Genomic DNA, 15684 nt, shown 5'->3' with positions numbered 1-15684 from the left:
GCTCGGTTACTCCGCCTGGGCGACCGCGCCCGCTACGACACCGGCACGATCCACGCTAACGACGACTCGCTCCCCGGCCTCCAGGCCGTCGAGGATTTCGGTATATTCCCAGTTACCGATACCGGTCGAAATCGATCTTTCCCGCAAGATGCCGTCGTCTCCCAGCACCAGCACTCGGCCGTCGTCGATGGCTTGCGTTGGAATCCGCAGGGTAGCTTTACGCTCGGCCAGGACAATCTCCAGGTCAGCGCTGTATCCCGGCAACAACACCTGGTCCGCCGGGATGGTATCGATTTCCGCCTCCACTTCGACGGTTCTCGCCTGTTTTTCGAGGTCGAGCACATACGGCGCCACCCGCCGGACATGACCCGCGAAAAACTGTCCGGGAAACGCATCCATCGTGATACGCGCCGGCATGCCAACCCGTATGGCCGGTGCATCGACCTCGTCTATCGGGGCGGATATGTACAGGCACGAGTTGTCGACCAGGTCGACGGCCGGCAGTGTGGGAATACCCACCGGTGATGGCGTAACAAATTCGCCGATTTCACCATTGATCTCGGCGACGGTACCCGCGAATGGCGCCTTGAGCCGGGTCTTCGCCAGTGATGCGGTCGCAATATCCCGCGTCGCTTCACTCACATCGATCAACGCCCGGGCCGCACGGCAACCGGCTTCGGTTGCATCGGCGCGACCCACTGCCGCCTCGGTATCTTCCTGCGATGCCAGCCCCTGGCTCAGCAGACGCGTCAGCCGCTTCGCTTCCTTGTCTGCCGTGGCGGCGATCGTGCACGCCTCTTCCGCCCGGACCCGGCTGGCCCGGATACTTCTTTCCGCCAGCAGCAATTCCGCCTTGCGGTCATCGTTCCACAGTTCCAGAAGAAGCTCGCCCTGCTTGACCACATCTCCTTCCGTAACGTACAAATTGGCTATCTGCCCGCCGATTTGCGGCGCCAGCAATGCCCGCCTGCAGGCGACAACGGTACCAGCCCGGGTATTGGCCACCGAAGACCTGACATCGCTGCGCTCGACCTCGGCAACCGCGACTTTCAGTGGGCCAGGCCGTGACAAAACCACAAAAACGAACACCAGGGCGATGACCGGAGCAATCCATAAAAGTCGTTTGAAACCTTTTCTCATGCAGTTCCCCTTTAGGAGCCTGGCGGACTTAGGGTTGTTCTACACGCATTCGAACGCCCAGACATGGAAAAAACATAACTGAAAATCGGAGTCGGTATTGACTGACTTCGAGTATCGAATTGTCTGTCAGTCCAGCGTATCCGATTCCTCGGTGATGTTTTCAAACAATACCGTGGACAAATACCGTTCGCCCGTATCGGGCAGCATGGCCAGAAGAACCGATCCCTCGTCAGCCTTTTCGGCAACTTTCAATGCAGCGCATAAGGTCGCTCCGCTTGAAATTCCGCAGAAAATTCCCTCCTTTTGCGCCAGCTCGAGCGCCATTTCCCTGGCCTCGACATCGCCTATCGTGACCACTTCATCGATGACTTTCCTGTCGAGTACCGAGGGCATGAAGTCCGGCGTCCACCCCTGGATGGTGTGTGGCTGCCATTCGCCTCCGCCGAGCAATGCCGCATTTTCAGGTTCCGCCGCAATGATTTTTATTCCCGGCCGCGCCGCCCTCAAAATCTGGCCGGCGCCGGTTATCGTCCCACCGGTCCCATAACCGGTGACCCAGTAATCCAGAGGCATATCGGCAAAATCCCTGAGTATCTCCGGGCCGGTGGTATTGCGGTGGTATTCCGGATTGGCTGGATTATCGAATTGCTCGGTGTAAAACCAGCCGTTTTTTTCCGCGAGTTCTTCAGCCAATTTTACCATGCCGGTCGCGCGTAACTCCGCTGGCGTCAAAATGACCTTCGCCCCGAGGGCTTTCATCAGCTTGCGCCGCTCAACCGAAAAACTCTCGGCCATCACCGCGACGAAGGGATAACCGCGGACCGCACAAACCATCGCCAGCGAGATCCCGGTGTTTCCCGAGGTTGCCTCGATAACGGTCTGGCCCGGCTTTAATTTGCCTTTGCGCTCCGCGTCGTTGATGACCCCCATCGCCAAACGATCCTTGACCGAAGACAGCGGGTTGAATGCCTCACACTTGACGTACATATCAACGTGCTTGGGCGCGAGTTTGTTGATACGGACCACCGGTGTGTTGCCGACGGTGGCGAGAATATCCGGGTAAATCATGACCTGGCCTTTTTTTTATCGCTACTGCCTAAAAATAGCAGCCGACCGGCCATTTCGCCAGTTGACCAAGCGAGCACGGCTCATCGTGGCCTCATACCTTTTGTGCCAGCTCCCAGGTCAGGATTTCCGCCTTGCGGTCCACTCCCCACCGGTATCCGCCCAGCGCGCCGCTCGCCCGCAGCACCCGGTGACAGGGGATCAGCCAGGCCACCGGGTTTCTGCCGACCGCATTGGCAACCGCACGGTGGCTGTTCGGTCTGCCAATGGTCTTGGCCAGTTCGCTGTAACTGGTCTGGTTGCCGCTGGGGATTTTCAGCAGCGCCTGCCAGACCTGCAGCTGAAAGTTCGTACCCTTGAGCCGCAGATGCAACGCATTCCCCCCGCCTGAAAAAATCTGCCGGGCAAGCGCGGACATGCTTTGGTCATTTCTTGCCAGCGTCGCATTCGGCCAGGCTTTGCCCAGCTCATCGGCAGCGCCATCCGCGCCTTGATCGACAAACGACAAGTGACTCAGACCGCGCCGCGTACCGGCCAGCAACACATCGCCAAAAGGGCTTGCCGAGAATCCATAGTCCAAAACCAGGCCGGCGCCGCCATTTTTGTATTCGCCGGGGGTCATAGCCTCTATGGTGACAAACAAGTCATGCAGGCGGCCGGGTCCCGACAGACCGGCATTCAGCGATGCCGACAGGATACTGGCTTGCCGGTCGAGGCTTTCTTTGGCGGCGCGCAGCGACAGGAACTGCACCAGCTGCTTCGGCGTGACCCCGGACCAGCTCCTGAAGAGACGGTTAAAGTGCCAGCTGCTCAGACCCACATGTTTCGCGATATCCTCCAGCCGCGGCTGATCCTGGTAATGGTCCAGGATAAATCCGATCGCGGCGGCGATGCGCTCGTGGTTTCTTGGGTCAAGGTTAGTCACTGGTTGATTCATAGCCTTACTCTAGCCTCAGAACGAAACCCCGGCCACCCGAAATTTGCTGTTTCCTGCGGCAGGCAAAGTCCGGTCGCCGGTGGAAGGGAGAATTAATGGATCATTTCACGGCGTCCGCATGCCGCGCCGGCCGGTTTACACTATTGGCATGCTGACCCTGGTTATGCACGGCGCCAGGGGGCTGGGCACGATGCGGGGACGCGTCGCCAAGACGCTGCTGGTAGAATCGGGGAATGACTAAAGCGAGCAATCGATTCGAGCACAAAAAGACTCTTGCAAGGAACGTCAGCCGCACTTTTATCGTGGTGGCTGGCGTTTTTTTTCTGCTGGCATGCCCGGCCGACGCCGATGGTATCGAGGGCTTCACGCAAACGACGATCCGGATCGAGACTCGGGCTGGCCGCAGCCTGGAAATATCCGTATTTCTTGCCTTGTCGGGGAAACAGCAGGCGCGTGGCCTGATGTTTGTCGATGAGCTTGGCGAACGCCAGGGGATGCTGTTCGTATATCAACAACCTCACAATATCAGCATGTGGATGAAAAACACCCTGTTGTCGCTGGACATGTTGTTTATCAGGCGGGACGGCACCATTGCCCGGATCGAAAAAGAAACCGAGCCATATGCTCTTGACAGCATTGTGTCTGGCGAACCGGTATTGGCAGTGCTCGAACTCAACGCCGGCGTAGCGGACAAATACGGAATTCAGCCGGGCGATCGGGTGATCAGCAGGTACTTTGGCAGCGACTGACCGGACCGGCGATCAGAAAAATAATCCGTCCCTGTCGCCGCCGACCATTCTCCGCAACGTAATTTCTATCGATTCCATGGTGCCGCCGTCGCCGGACATCATCCAGTATTCTTCGCGAATCTGGTTGTCATCGATAAGTTTTTGCCACGTACCTTGCATGGCCTCCCCGCTTTGCCCGGGGGACTCACCGGGAATTTCGTGCAACAAGGTCTTGCTGCCGATATCGAACTCGGCCGGGAAAATGTTTTTTTCGGCGCTCAGCGCGCTCATGTAAAGAAACTCGTAATTGCCGTCCTGCTCATTGAACGTGATATAGAAAAGCCTGTCCCTGGGTTCGTAAAGATCGGGAAACCCGTTGGTCGCACGAACATGGGTAAATATGTCATCGCACCGAATTGCCGTGCGATCGAGCACCCACACACAAGACCGGATACCGCTCGCTTCGGCATACTGGCCGCCGGAAATCGTCTCCCGGCTGGTCATCTCCCAGATTCCAACGAGGTAATCGAGGTCCGCCATGCGGGCGTGGCGTTCGCTGGGATAAAGGCCGGCATGGATTGCCGGAACACTGACCGCGTAAATTGCCGGCGACAGCAGCAGCAGTGCTATTGGAAAAAGGGCTCGCGACTTTTTCATGTTTCTTCCCGTCTGGTCCTGGCCAACATAGCAAGCGAGCAGACCGAATACTCCCTAATTGCGGTATCTGGACGGAATCCGTCGTTAAAACACTGCTACCGCCTGGAAAATGAATAGCGGGGCTCCTGACCGCCATAGCGGCAAATCAGATCCGCATCAAATGCTGCATCGCTCATGAAAGAATCCTGCTGTCCGCCAAGACTGCCCATGTCAACGCAGATCAATGGCCGGGCACCCCAAAATCATTAGTCTGTGTCCTATACTTGGTATCAGCAGTAGTCACGATCGCAGGGCAGAAAAAAGCACAAAAGGGATACTACTGTCGGTGTCTGATGAATCCTGGAGGCCACTATGCGACGAATCGCCGACTGTTCGTTAATTATTGCTTTCTTGCTCACACTGGCCGCATGCGATGGCGTTGACCCCAGCCCGGGCAAAGCCGTGCCCGCGCCGGAACCCGCGGAAGATTGTACGCTGGTCGTAGGCTGGAACCCGTGGGAGCCATACCAGTACCAGGATCTCGGCGGCGAGCTGCGTGGACTGGATGTCGAGTTGATCAGGGGAATTGCCGCCAGAATCGGCTGCAAGACCAGGTTCCTGGCCAGTGACTGGGCCAGTCTGCTCGAAATGCTGAAGAAGGGCGATATCAATATGCTGCCGGGCGCAACCAGGACCGAGGGCAGAGCCGAATTCGCCATGTTCTCGGACCCCTATCGCGATGAGACTTTCGTGCTCTTTGTCCGCGCCGGAGAAAAAGGACGATTCCAGGCTGACAACCTGGGCGATCTGCTTGAGCAGGGTTTCAGGATTGGCGTGGTATCCCAATACCTTTATGGTGAGGAAATTACAGCTTTGCAGGACCACCCTGAATACGAGGACCTGTTTATCAGCGTACCGATCTCGGAAATGAATTTCTCAAACCTGATCAATTTTGAGGCGGACGGCTTCCTCGAGGACCCATTCGTCGCCGCCGCGGTCATTCGCAAGAAAGGGCTGGCCGAAGAAGTAGAAGCCCATTCAATCGCCGTCAAGACCAGGGAGGTACGGTTGATGTTCGCAAAAGCATCGGTCGAGCAATCGCTTGTCGACGCGATCAACGTCGCCTTGCGGGAGCAAAAGAGCGATGGCAGCTATGCAGCCTTGCTCGAAAAATACCTGCAATAGCCCGTATATTTGACCAAGGATCGCGGATTCCTGGTGAGGGCCCGGGCAGCTGATTCATGAATCGTCGCTATTCGGCCGGCGACAGGCAGCGCAGCTCGTAACGCAAGTGGTATCGAAACGGGTTGTCATCCGCAGGCGTATAGCGCCGACGCGATTCCACCGCAAAACCGTGCGGACAAAATCCCCGGATTTCCATCCAGTCGGCCGCCCACTTCATGCGCTGGATATCCCCGCTGGGGCTGTCTGGGTATTGGGCGCTGGTGTTGGCTTCGAATAGGAGCAGGCCATCGTCACTACCGGGCAGGACTTTCAGACTGCTCATGCTATGGCGTTCAAAGTCGGTGCGCCCTATGGACTCGCAGCCAACCACCAACACGGCCACCGACATGCCGATTACAGGCCACAAAAAAAATCTCGGTGGCTTATTCATCAACCAGCAGCGGCGCTTTCACAACGGCCGTGTTCCCGGTGCTGGTATCCACAGCATAAACCAGCAGTTCCAGCACGCCAGGCTCTGTCGCCGTTATGGCAGCGCGATAATGGCTGGTTTTCCCCGTGTACTCCAGGTCGGCTTCAGAAACCACCGTGTCTCCGCTCCATATCTGGCCCTTGATCGTGTACTGATCGGAATCCCACAGCCCACCTGGCTCGGTCGGACAACCGCACATCATGACCAGCTTCACATGGACCGGGATATCGTCACCCCGGCCGGCCTTGCGCGGGATATCGATCAGTTTGAGGACAAAACCCGGCAAAGTCATGGTCCACCCATCGGCGACGTCATGGCCGGGGATCAGCCAGTGGGTTGCGCTGATCTGCGCCATGGAATTCGGGAACCCCAGCGGGCCGCTGGCCTCGACCAGAACCCTGGTCGGCCGGCTGATATCGATACTGGCGCTAAAAACCGCGGCTCCGTCGGTGATGATGGACGCGCCTCTCGCCCGTGGCTGGTGCATGATCAGCCCGGTGTCCCCGGTCTCGCCCCGGGTGATCCCAGTGGCCAGCACGACGCCATTTTCGATGTCGCTAATGACAACCCTGACGCCGCCCATGCTGGTGCCGACGAACTTGGCGTCGTTAGCGAGGACGCGGACCTTAACATTGACCGGTTCCGCCAGCGAAACGCAGGCCGCAAGACCTAAAAGCAGCAAAACGATTACTCGGTTCATAGTGAATCCATCCTCATATCAGCTCACCTGCGCTCCAAATCCGCCCGCAGCCGTCCAGACTATGGCAAAAACGCTTCGCTTCGCCTAGCCTTACTCAGTGACGTTATCAATAACGGCTTACCGACGGTTGAATTTTATGACCCGCAGACCATTGCTCAATCTGTTCCTCCATCTAGCGATCATGGTGCTGGCCGTTGGCCAGGCAATCGCCGAGGATAATCCAGAAGCGAGGTATTCCGGTGTATCCCGCGTGGTCGTCATTGCCGATGTTTCGGGTGCCTACGAGGACATGGCCAGCATCTTGAGGCAAACCGACATCATCGACGACGAGGGCAACTGGTCCGGCGGCGACAGTTATCTGGTCAGCCTTGGCGATATCGTGGATCGCGGTCCGGCATCGCGCGCGGCATTGGATCTGCTGATGTCATTGCAGACACAGGCTGGCAAAGCCGGCGGCAAAGTATTGCTGGCACTGGGCAATCACGAAGTAATGAACATGATCGGTGACTGGCGATACGTGTCTGAACAGGAGATTGCCGAATTTGCCGGCGAGGAAACAGTGGCACAACGCCAGGCCGCATACGCCAATTATCAGCGCCAGCGTGATCAGGCGACCCTGTCCAGCGATCAAACAAGGGCGGAGTTCGATCGACAATTCCCGGCCGGATATTTTGCCCGTCTTGAGGCTTTCTCGCCGCAGGGCAAGTACGGCAACTGGCTGCTTGAACAATCCGTAGTACTCGTCGTCAACGATACGCTTTTCGTGCACGGCGGGCTGGCCCCGGTGATCGGCGAAATGCCGTTAGGCGAACTGAACCAAACCATGTTGGCGGAAATTCGACTATACGCGGAAGCATGGCATGCATTGAACAAAGCAGGTTTTGTCTCTTCGAAACAAAACGTCCCGGATGTAATCGCCATTGCGACGATCCTGGCAGCCGACGAAGATGTTAGGGAAGAGTTTCGTCTCGCCGCCAGCAGCCTGTTGGCTGCCAATGAAGGCGTGGCACTCAACGCCGACGGCCCGCTCTGGTATCGCGGCAGCGCGCTGTGCTATCCACTCAGCGAAAGCAGCAACACCAGGCGAGCGCTGGAGACTCAGCAGGTGCAACGCGCGGTACTCGGACACACGCCAACAACGAGCCGAAAAGTTGAAAGCCGGGATGACGGCAGAATCGTCCTGCTGGATACCGGCATGCTGACTTCGCACTACGGCGGCAGCGCCGCCGCACTGATTATCGACGAGCATGGTCTGCGGGTCCGCTACCTCGATCGGGAAGGCCTCGAATCCCCGTACGTGCAAACAAGAAAAGTGGGCGCCCGGCCCAACAATATGTCGGATGACGAGCTGGCGGAATTCTTGCGTACCGCGAGCGTAATCGGCAGCGAGGCAATCCCCGTTGGCGTCACCCTGCCGACTCGCCTGACCCTGGAAAAAGACGGCGTTCAACTGGACGCGATATTCAAGACCGAGTCGACCGAAATTCGCCGCGGCCGCGGACCCAATAAAAACCGCATGCTGAACGTCTCAGACCGCTGGCAGTATGAAATCGCCGCTTACCGGCTGGACCGCATGCTGGGTCTCGATATGGTCCCGGTTGCGGTCGAGCGCAACATAAACGGCGAAGATGGCGCGCTGATTTTCTGGATGGATGGATTGATCAGCCTGCTGAAAAAAAACCGCGAGAAGATCAAGGCCAATGGCTGGTGTCCGCTGCAACCACAACACGACCTGATGTATGTCTGGGACACGCTGATCTATAACGATGATCGCACGCAACAGAATGTCACTTACACGCAAGGCGACTGGATGCTCAAACTGATAGACCAGTCGCGCAGTTTCCGAACCTATCGCAACAAACCGCCGTACGTGCGCGAGCGCGAGCTGAAGATGCCCCGGGAAATGGCCGACCGGCTTGCCGCGCTGGATGCCGAGCAGTTGAGCGCCGAACTCGGCGCTTATATCAACCGCGACCAGATTCGCGCCTTGCTGAGGCGCCGTGACAGCCTGATCAATAACTGGGCCGAAATTCTCTCGCCCTGATCCACGCTGTACCGGCAAGAAAATTCGGTTATTATCACGCCATCAATGACTGTTGGCGCCATCGCAACACACAGATTGCGGGACACCATCACCTGCAACAGCCGGGGAGCTACCCAATGAAACTTTCCAGAATTCTTGCGTTTTTGTGCATCGGCCTGATCTGGGCAAACGTGACATTGGCCGAGGAAAAGGCCGGGCAGTGGTATCTGACACCCGCAGCCATCGGCGTATGGGTAGCCGACGGCCAACCGCGGGAAGACGAGTCCGGTTTTGCCGTTGGCTTTGGCCGCGCCCTGACCGACAAAGTGAATCTGGAACTGATGTACACCAGTGTCAATCACCCCGGCAGCGGGGGCGCGGATCAGGATATCCGCGAGCTGGAGCTGAACTTCCTGCGAGTCTGGTTCCGTGACGCAAGCTGGTCGCCCTATTTTTTGCTGGGGCTGGGCGCCATGAATATCGACAGTACCGATCCGGCCCTTAATTTTCGTGAAAAAACAGGTTCGATCGGCATGGGCTTGCTGATCGATCTGGGCCGCGGCGGCACCGTCTCGTTGCGCCCTGAACTGAGACTGAGAAAGTTCTTCGCCCCGAACGGCTCGACCAACGATTTGGTTGCGATGATCGGTCTGCAGATTCCTTTTGGCTCTCCCCACGCAGAGCCCGCGCCGAGCGCACCCAGCGATGCGGATGGCGATGGCGTGGCCGATGGCGCTGATCGATGCCCGGGCACGCCACGCGGCAGAGCCGTCAAGGCGAACGGATGCGAATATGACGCCGACGGCGATGGGGTGGTCGATGGCGCTGACCGCTGCCCGGATACGCCGTCCGGTGCACCGGTCGATGGGCGCGGATGCCCTCTCGACAGCGATGGCGATGGCGTGGCCGACTATATGGACAACTGCCCGGGCACGCCGGCTGGCACGCGGGTCGACAATCGCGGTTGCGAATTGCAGGAGGAAATCCACCTGCGGGGGGTTAATTTCGAGACCAATTCCGCTGACCTGACCGCCGATTCGTCGGCGCGTCTCGATGACGCCGCGGCCACGCTACTGAAGAACAGCGATCTGCGAGTCGAAGTTGCCGGTTACACCGACAGTTCCGGATCGGCCGCGTATAACCAGAACCTGTCCGGGCGCCGGGCCCAGTCTGTCATGAACTACCTCGTCAGCCATGGGGTCGACGCCGGCATGCTGAGCGCCAGGGGTTATGGCGAAAGCAACCCGATCGCCAGCAATGCGACGGCCGCGGGCCGCGCAGAAAATCGCCGGGTTACCTTGCGCATACTCGGCGAGTAGGCGCTATGCGTTCGGCCCCGGTGGCGTCTGGCCGCCGGGGCTCTTTGTACTTGCGGTGAGACCCAGGCCATGATTTTTCGGTTGCTGACTGTTTTCCTGCTGGGTATTGCGGCCTTCGGCAGCGATTACGCCAGCGCCGCGTCTGTGCCATTTGCGTTCGTCAATGTCAATGTTTTGACGATGGATAGCGAAGTCGTGTTGGCATCGCAAACGGTAATCATCGAAGAAGGCCGCATCAGCAAAATGGGTCCGGCCGATGAAATCCCGCTGCCCCCGGGGACGCGGAAAATCCGCGGCGATGACCTCTACCTGATGCCGGGGCTGGCGGAAATGCACGCACATATTCCGGGGCTGGCCGATCCGGACAACCTGGACCGAATCCTTTTTCTCAATGTCGCCCACGGCATCACTGTAGTCAGGGGCATGCTGGGCGCGGCGGATCACCTGGATCTCAGGCGGCAACTGGCGCTGGGGCACAGATTCGGCCCTCGACTTTACACCTCCGGGCCATCGCTGAACGGCCGCAGCGTTAACGGCCCCGCGGACGCGGGCAGCAAGGTCAGGCAACAGCAGGCCGCGGGCTTTGACTTCGTCAAACTTCACCCCGGGCTGAATCTGCGCGAATTCAGGGCGATCGATCGCGTGGCCGACGAACTCGGCATCCCCTACGCCGGTCATGTCGGCTTGCTGGTCGGCGTGCCCGAAGCGTTGCGGCTGGGCCAGGCCAGCATCGATCACCTGGACGGCTACCTGCAGGCGCTGGTTCCGGAAGACACGGCCTATCCCGACGCAGCCAATGGCTTGTTCGGTTTGGGGCTGGCAGGCCTGATCGACGAAGCCCGGATCGAGCCGCTGGCCAGTGCGACCGCGAAGGCGGGTGTCTGGATCGTCCCGACACAAACATTTCTGGAGCACTGGGTCCTGCCGCCGGCTGCCTCGGAAATGTCCCTGTGGCCGGAAATGGCCTATGTCCCGGCGGCTACACTCGCGAGCTGGTCGAAGAGCAAAAACGCGATACTCAACGATCCCGGTTACGATCGGGCGGCCGCGGAGCAGTTTATCGCGCTCCGCCGCAAGCTCATCAAAGCCCTGCACGACCAGGGCGCGGGCCTGTTGCTGGGTTCTGACGCCCCCCAGGTTTTTAACGTGCCCGGAGTCGCTGCTCACCAGGAACTCGAATTGCTGGTCGCTGCGGGTCTGACGCCTTACCAGGCGTTGCGGACCGGAACTGTCAATCCAGCCCGCTACTTCGGCGCCGAAGACCAGTTTGGCCGTGTCCGGGTGGGATTGTCTGCGAATCTGATCCTGCTCGAAGCCAATCCGTTCGCAGATATCAGCAATACACGAAAAATCAGGGGCGTCATGCTCAAGGGCCAGTGGCTTGACCATGAGCAGATCAGCCAGGGACTGGCCTTTTGGGCGCTACGATAGATCGAGGATGGCGCCTTCCCATACCCGTGGAACACCAGCGCGCGCGGGCAACGGACCTGAGATGAGCCAGCCTGTGAGAGTCGCGGTCATCACCTCGTCAAGAGCGGATTTTGGCCACCTGCACTGGCCGCTGCGGCAGATGCTGGCCCACCCGCGGATCGAGCCGAAACTGGTCGTTATGGGCGCCCACCTGGCGCCCGAATTTGGCTCGACCGCCGATGAAATCAAGCGCCAGGGTTTTACCGTCGATGAAACGGTCGAGTGCCTGCTCAGTTCCGACAGCGATGTCGGTATGAGCAAATCCATAGGACTGGCGACGCTGGGGCTGACTGAAATACTGTCCCGCGACCGGCCGGACCTGGTGCTGGTCATCGCCGATCGATACGAAATGCTGGCGCCGGCCAGCGTCGCGCTGGCGCTGCGGATTCCGATCGCCCATATAGAGGGCGGCGAGATCAGCGAGGGCGCGATCGACGATGCGGTCCGCAACGCCCTGACCAAGCTTAGCCACGTCCATTTCACGCCGACGGCCATGGCAAAGCAAAGGGTGCTGGCGCTGGGGGAAGAGGCCTGGCGCGTACACCAGGTCGGTGCGCCGTCACTGGATCACCTGCGTGAAGCCACGATCCCTGGCCCGGCCGAGCTCGGTGAAAGACTGGCAATCGATCTCGATCAGCCTTATTGCATGGTTTCCGTACACCCGGTCACGCTGGCGGCGGACCCGGAAGCCGATGCCATTGCCTTGCTCGGCGCATTGGAAAATATTTCCCTTGCCAAGATCATCTGCTTCCCGAATGCGGACGCGGGAAGCCGCAAGCTGATCCGGCAATCCCGTGATTTCTGCCGGCGCAACGCCAATGCCAGCCTGTTTGTGAACCTGGCTCACCTGGATTACTGGGGGCTGTTGAAGCACAGCCTTTTTCTTATCGGTAATTCCTCGAGCGGGATCATGGAAACGCCGGCGTTGAAATTACCGGCGGTCAACATCGGTATACGCCAGCAGGGGCGCGAACGCGCGGACAACATCATCGACTGCCCGGCGCAAGCGGACCAAATCCGTGCCGCGATCGACAAAGCCAGCAGCGAAACTTTCCGGGCCTCGTTGTACGACATGCAAAACCCTTATGGCGACGGCACCGCCGGACGCCAGATCGCCAGCTTGATTGCCGGTTTGCCGGAAAAACAAGAACTGCTGATAAAGAAAAACGTGCCCGCCTGCACGGACCCTGTACTGACCGAACAGCGCAATCCCGGCCATGGCTGAAATTCCCCTGGCGCAACCCGATATCTCCGAGCCGGAGATTGCCGGCGTTGCCGAGGTGTTGCGTAGCACCCGCCTGAGCCAGGGATCCAGGTTGCACGAATTCGAGGCCGCGCTCGCGGAACGCTGCGCTTGTCCGGGTGCGGTGGCGGTCAGCTCGGGCAGCGCAGCATTGGATCTGTGCCTGCAAGCGTTGGATATCGGGCCCGGCGACGAGGTCATCACGCCGTCCTTTACTTTCGTCGCGACGGTCAATGCGATAGTCAGGCGGGGCGCGACACCGGTTTTTATCGATATCTGCCGCGACACCATGAACATGGACTGCGCAGACCTGGCGCGCTGCGTCAGCGACAGGACCAGGGCTGTTATCGTTGTCCACTTGTTTGGCCGGCCGGTTGCCATGGACCCGGTACTTGAGTTTTGCCGGGCCCACAATCTGCGACTGATCGAAGACGCCTGCGAAGCGCTGGGCGCAAGCAGCAACGGGAGGCCGGTCGGCAGTGTGGGCGATTGCGGTGTTTTTGGCTTCTATCCCAACAAACTCATCACTACCGGCGAAGGGGGCGCCATCGTCAGCCGGAACCTTGAATTACTGGCGCTCTGCCGCGCCCTCAGGAACCAGGGAAGAACAGCGGACGGCTTCCTGGCAGACCGGCTGGGCCATAATTACCGGCTGGCCGAACTCGCCTGTGCGCTTGGGGCGGGCCAGCTCGAAAGGCTGGATGAGTTCCTGGAACGACGAAGTACAGCGGCAGCCCGTTACCACCGGCTGCTCGAAGGACTACCCGGCGTCAGCCTGCCGCCGCGCGACTGCGCGCACGGTCGCATTGCCTGGTTTGTCTATGTCCTCACCCTGGACGCCCCGCGACCGCGGCGCGATCGGCTAATCGCCGGGATGGCTCGCAAAGGCATTGAATTGGGGGATTACTTCCCGGCCGTTCACTTGCTTGATTTCTACCGCCAACGCTACCCGGTCCCCCGGGGGTCGTTGCCGGCAACGGAAGCCATAGCAGGCCGGACGATTGCGTTGCCTTTGTTCCCCGCAATAACGGAACGGCAGCAGATAACGGTGGCTGACGAACTGGCACGGATTCTGGCCAGCCGGTGATAGTGCTATCTTAGGAGCCGGTTTTTTGCCGCACAGAGATCGGCCCGGACAGACATGACAAAGGCGGCAGACAAGGATACATCGCATTGGGACGATTACTGGCGTCACGGCTTCCTGACCTCCTGCGCAGACGCCTTTGACGGTAATTACCAGGGGAAGCTGCGCCAGGTCTGGGAGGAATTTTTCCGCTCTGCCAAAGGCAACGCGACGATTCTGGACATCGGGACCGGCAACGGGGCGATCGCGCTGATCGCCAGCCGCATTTCCGGCGAGCGGCAAAGCGGTTTTTCGATACACGCGATCGATCAGGCGGACATCGACCCGCTGGCAATGGTGAAATCGAATGCAGACGGCCTGGCGGCGATCCGTTTTTATTCAAAAACGCCGGCCGAGGACTGCGGCCTGCCCGCTAACAGTATCGATATGGTCAGCGGCCAATATGCGCTGGAGTACACGCCGCTTAGCCAAACCGTCGCCGAACTGGCCCGGGTTTGCGCCCCTGGAGCGCGCCTGTTGTTTGTGATGCATCACTCAGACTCGGTGGTCCTGCAGACCGCGGCCGAAGAACTGAGGCTGGGCAAGCTACTGGAAAACAGTGGATTTTTCGATCACGCGGCCGATCTCCTAAAGCATATGAGCAATGTTTCCGCCGACCAGGCGCATTTGCTGGCCGGCGACCCCGCGGCCGAAGAAAGCCGCGAACGACTAAACCGATCGGCAACCGACCTGAAATCGCTGGTCTCACAAACACCCGATCCCCGGATCCTGCAAAACGCGCTGAAATCGGTCAGCGATTGTTTTCGCCAGCAGCGGAAACTGGGTCCCGATGTTCTTGCCTTGCTTGCCCGATACCGGCTGCAGCTCGATGCCAACCTGGCCCGCTTGCACGATTTGCAAAATGCCGCGGTAAGCGAACGAAAGGGCCAGGAGATCATCGCATTATTCGAGGCGCAGGGTTTTCTGACCGAGCCGCTGGTGGACATCTACCAGGATCAGGAATTGTTGGCCGGGAGGATGCTCCGGGCATCGCTCCCCATCGGCGCCTGATTCGAGCGCGAAAAACGCGCTGGATGTTGCTTTGTTGCCACAGCAACCAATTCCGCAGTGGGTTCTTGCCGGCTGTTGCTTATCTGCAACAAAGTCTGTCGATCTGCTTCGAGTGGAATTCCCAACCGAAAACCAAACCCGTATCGAACTCCTTAGTTATTGAATTAAAAGGCCTTTGCCAAGTTTCTCAATTGGCGTACAGTTGCTGACGCCACGGGTATGAGTTGCCCCAGCGAGTGCCTCGGTTGCCTGATTTTGACTGGGTCTCAAGGCTTGTAATTTTTTTACCACAAGTTATTTCTTTCTGGCTTTGTTGTGCTAGTATCGCCGCAACTACGGAATCCGTTGTTTTTTGAATTCGGCGTTTTCTTAGTTGGCTTAGGGGTAATAGCGGAATCTTCCGTCGTTATCAAAACTACTAACCTCTCCCTGAGGAGGACTTATGAAAGAGCGAAATCCCATCCAGGACGCAGTGCGTTACGCATTGACGGCCGGTGTGGCAGCATCCTTTGCGAGTATACCGTCCATGGCTTTTGCCCAGGACGACGAGGACGTTGCTGAACAGGGACTTATCGAGGTCACCGGATCCCGCATCAAGCGGGTCGACGTCGAAGGTCCATCACCGGTTGCTATCA

The 15684-nt window shown here is 58.9% G+C and carries 16 protein-coding genes; 10 read left to right on the top strand and 6 right to left on the bottom strand.

Annotated features, from left to right (window positions below; translation table 11 throughout):
* Positions 1-6 precede the first annotated feature (6 nt).
* The 3 genes from IIA05_02375 to IIA05_02365 all read right to left on the bottom strand — a co-directional run bounded on the left by IIA05_02375 (position 7) and on the right by IIA05_02365 (position 3142).
* A complete protein-coding gene (locus tag IIA05_02375) occupies positions 7-1140 on the bottom strand; it encodes an efflux RND transporter periplasmic adaptor subunit (GenBank protein MCH9025945.1) in 1134 nt (377 codons plus the stop codon).
* Between the two features lie 126 nt (positions 1141-1266).
* Positions 1267-2208 carry a cysteine synthase A gene (gene cysK / locus IIA05_02370; protein MCH9025944.1) on the bottom strand — a complete coding sequence of 314 codons (942 nt, stop codon included), beginning with the start codon at positions 2206-2208 and terminating at the stop codon, positions 1267-1269.
* Between the two features lie 91 nt (positions 2209-2299).
* A complete protein-coding gene (locus IIA05_02365; GenBank protein MCH9025943.1) occupies positions 2300-3142 on the bottom strand; it encodes a methylated-DNA--[protein]-cysteine S-methyltransferase in 843 nt (280 codons plus the stop codon).
* A gap of 79 nt (positions 3143-3221) precedes the next feature.
* Here IIA05_02365 and IIA05_02360 point away from each other — a divergent pair, with 79 nt between their 5' ends.
* Positions 3222-3383 (top strand): hypothetical protein, encoded by a 162-nt coding sequence (locus IIA05_02360; GenBank protein ID MCH9025942.1) that lies wholly within the window; start codon positions 3222-3224, stop codon positions 3381-3383.
* The gene (locus IIA05_02355) at positions 3376-3891 is read left to right on the top strand and encodes a DUF192 domain-containing protein (protein ID MCH9025941.1); all 516 of its coding nucleotides are present in this window, start codon (positions 3376-3378) and stop codon (positions 3889-3891) included. The genes IIA05_02360 and IIA05_02355 overlap by 8 nt, the downstream gene beginning before the upstream one ends.
* Positions 3892-3903: 12 nt before the next feature.
* Here IIA05_02355 and IIA05_02350 read toward each other — a convergent pair whose 3' ends face one another.
* Positions 3904-4527 carry a DUF1579 family protein gene (locus IIA05_02350; protein MCH9025940.1) on the bottom strand — a complete coding sequence of 208 codons (624 nt, stop codon included), beginning with the start codon at positions 4525-4527 and terminating at the stop codon, positions 3904-3906.
* Between the two features lie 351 nt (positions 4528-4878).
* Here IIA05_02350 and IIA05_02345 point away from each other — a divergent pair, with 351 nt between their 5' ends.
* Positions 4879-5691, top strand: coding sequence for an amino acid ABC transporter substrate-binding protein (locus IIA05_02345; protein MCH9025939.1), 813 nt, complete (start codon positions 4879-4881; stop codon positions 5689-5691).
* A gap of 67 nt (positions 5692-5758) precedes the next feature.
* On the opposite strand, the gene IIA05_02340 is transcribed toward IIA05_02345, so the two are convergent.
* Both IIA05_02340 and IIA05_02335 read right to left on the bottom strand, forming a co-directional pair.
* Positions 5759-6079: a hypothetical protein gene (locus tag IIA05_02340; protein MCH9025938.1), complete on the bottom strand. Its 321-nt coding sequence runs from the start codon at positions 6077-6079 to the stop codon at positions 5759-5761.
* A 34-nt stretch (positions 6080-6113) separates the two neighbouring features.
* Positions 6114-6860 carry a hypothetical protein gene (locus IIA05_02335; protein MCH9025937.1) on the bottom strand — a complete coding sequence of 249 codons (747 nt, stop codon included), beginning with the start codon at positions 6858-6860 and terminating at the stop codon, positions 6114-6116.
* Positions 6861-6996: 136 nt separating this feature from the next.
* Between IIA05_02335 and IIA05_02330 the strand changes: the two genes are divergently transcribed.
* From IIA05_02330 to IIA05_02300, 7 genes are all read left to right on the top strand, one after another.
* Positions 6997-8904 (top strand): metallophosphoesterase, encoded by a 1908-nt coding sequence (locus IIA05_02330; protein MCH9025936.1) that lies wholly within the window; start codon positions 6997-6999, stop codon positions 8902-8904.
* 116 nt (positions 8905-9020) lie between these two features.
* On the top strand, positions 9021-10202 hold the full coding sequence (locus IIA05_02325) for an OmpA family protein (protein MCH9025935.1): 1182 nt from the start codon (positions 9021-9023) through the stop codon (positions 10200-10202).
* 69 nt (positions 10203-10271) lie between these two features.
* Positions 10272-11633 (top strand): amidohydrolase family protein, encoded by a 1362-nt coding sequence (locus IIA05_02320; protein MCH9025934.1) that lies wholly within the window; start codon positions 10272-10274, stop codon positions 11631-11633.
* A gap of 61 nt (positions 11634-11694) precedes the next feature.
* Positions 11695-12897 carry a UDP-N-acetylglucosamine 2-epimerase (hydrolyzing) gene (gene neuC, locus IIA05_02315; GenBank protein MCH9025933.1) on the top strand — a complete coding sequence of 401 codons (1203 nt, stop codon included), beginning with the start codon at positions 11695-11697 and terminating at the stop codon, positions 12895-12897.
* Positions 12890-14002 carry a DegT/DnrJ/EryC1/StrS family aminotransferase gene (locus tag IIA05_02310; GenBank protein ID MCH9025932.1) on the top strand — a complete coding sequence of 371 codons (1113 nt, stop codon included), beginning with the start codon at positions 12890-12892 and terminating at the stop codon, positions 14000-14002. The genes neuC and IIA05_02310 overlap by 8 nt, the downstream gene beginning before the upstream one ends.
* 54 nt (positions 14003-14056) lie before the next feature.
* A complete protein-coding gene (locus tag IIA05_02305) occupies positions 14057-15049 on the top strand; it encodes a class I SAM-dependent methyltransferase (protein MCH9025931.1) in 993 nt (330 codons plus the stop codon).
* Between the two features lie 442 nt (positions 15050-15491).
* The coding region (locus tag IIA05_02300) for a hypothetical protein (protein ID MCH9025930.1) at positions 15492-15684 on the top strand (193 nt) is incomplete at its 3' end.

Source organism: Pseudomonadota bacterium (genome assembly GCA_022572885.1).
Taxonomy (GTDB): domain Bacteria; phylum Pseudomonadota; class Gammaproteobacteria; order Steroidobacterales; family MnTg04; genus MnTg04.
The sequence above is the reverse complement of the archived record's forward strand: the minus strand, read 5'-3'. Positions and strand labels throughout refer to the sequence as shown.

Bases quoted from the DNA above. Each gene is read 5' to 3' on its own strand.
- IIA05_02375 (MCH9025945.1), bottom strand. From the start codon at position 1,140: ATGAGAAAAGGTTTCAAACGACTTTTATGGATTGCTCCGGTCATCGCC.
- cysK (MCH9025944.1), bottom strand. From the start codon at position 2,208: ATGATTTACCCGGATATTCTCGCCACCGTCGGCAACACACCGGTGGTC.
- IIA05_02365 (MCH9025943.1), bottom strand. From the start codon at position 3,142: ATGAATCAACCAGTGACTAACCTTGACCCAAGAAACCACGAGCGCATC.
- IIA05_02355 (MCH9025941.1), top strand. From the start codon at position 3,376: ATGACTAAAGCGAGCAATCGATTCGAGCACAAAAAGACTCTTGCAAGG.
- IIA05_02350 (MCH9025940.1), bottom strand. From the start codon at position 4,527: ATGAAAAAGTCGCGAGCCCTTTTTCCAATAGCACTGCTGCTGCTGTCG.
- IIA05_02345 (MCH9025939.1), top strand. From the start codon at position 4,879: ATGCGACGAATCGCCGACTGTTCGTTAATTATTGCTTTCTTGCTCACA.
- IIA05_02340 (MCH9025938.1), bottom strand. From the start codon at position 6,079: ATGTCGGTGGCCGTGTTGGTGGTTGGCTGCGAGTCCATAGGGCGCACC.
- IIA05_02335 (MCH9025937.1), bottom strand. From the start codon at position 6,860: ATGAACCGAGTAATCGTTTTGCTGCTTTTAGGTCTTGCGGCCTGCGTT.
- IIA05_02330 (MCH9025936.1), top strand. From the start codon at position 6,997: ATGACCCGCAGACCATTGCTCAATCTGTTCCTCCATCTAGCGATCATG.
- IIA05_02325 (MCH9025935.1), top strand. From the start codon at position 9,021: ATGAAACTTTCCAGAATTCTTGCGTTTTTGTGCATCGGCCTGATCTGG.
- IIA05_02320 (MCH9025934.1), top strand. From the start codon at position 10,272: ATGATTTTTCGGTTGCTGACTGTTTTCCTGCTGGGTATTGCGGCCTTC.
- neuC (MCH9025933.1), top strand. From the start codon at position 11,695: ATGAGCCAGCCTGTGAGAGTCGCGGTCATCACCTCGTCAAGAGCGGAT.
- IIA05_02310 (MCH9025932.1), top strand. From the start codon at position 12,890: ATGGCTGAAATTCCCCTGGCGCAACCCGATATCTCCGAGCCGGAGATT.
- IIA05_02305 (MCH9025931.1), top strand. From the start codon at position 14,057: ATGACAAAGGCGGCAGACAAGGATACATCGCATTGGGACGATTACTGG.